The sequence below is a fragment of the Rhodococcus sp. ARC_M5 genome (assembly GCF_022810405.1).
Classification (GTDB): Bacteria; Actinomycetota; Actinomycetes; order Mycobacteriales; family Mycobacteriaceae; genus Rhodococcoides; species Rhodococcoides navarretei.
This window is the reverse complement of the sequence record NZ_JALGQE010000055.1, coordinates 1-475: the sequence shown is the minus strand read 5'-3', so window position 1 is coordinate 475 and position 475 is coordinate 1. Positions and strand designations below refer to the sequence as shown.

Genomic DNA, 475 nt, shown 5'->3' with positions numbered 1-475 from the left:
TGCACTGGACCCCGTGGGTTGGACTGCTAAAGCAAATCCTAGGCTGCGAGGGCCTGGGCTCGGTATCGCACCGGGCTCAGGCCGTCGAGACGTAGCGAGATGCGGTCATTGTTGAACCAGTCGATGTAGTCCTCGATCGCGGTGTGCAAGGCGTCGAGGTTCGAGTATCGGACGTGATGAAACATCTCTTCTTTGAGGTGACCGAAGAAGTTCTCGATGATCGCGTTGTCGTAACAGTTCGCTTTGCGGGACATCGATTGGATCGCTCCCGCATCGGCCAGCAACCGCCGCCACGACGAGTGCTGATAGTGAAAACCTTGATCCGAGTGCACAATTGGACACTCCTGTTCGCCGAGGGTGCCCAACGCGGCCCGCAGGGAACGGTTGGTGAACTCCGTCGTCGGAGACTTTCCGATCGAATACGAGATGATCTGGCGGTCGAACAGATCCATCACCGGCGACAGATACAACTTCG

General features: G+C 57.5%; 1 protein-coding gene. It reads right to left on the bottom strand.

Features of this window, described 5'->3' with window-relative positions; genetic code table 11:
• Positions 1–38: 38 nt before the first annotated feature.
• Positions 39–475: IS3 family transposase (locus MTX34_RS25520; RefSeq protein WP_243611206.1), on the bottom strand; the 437-nt coding region annotated here is incomplete at its 5' end.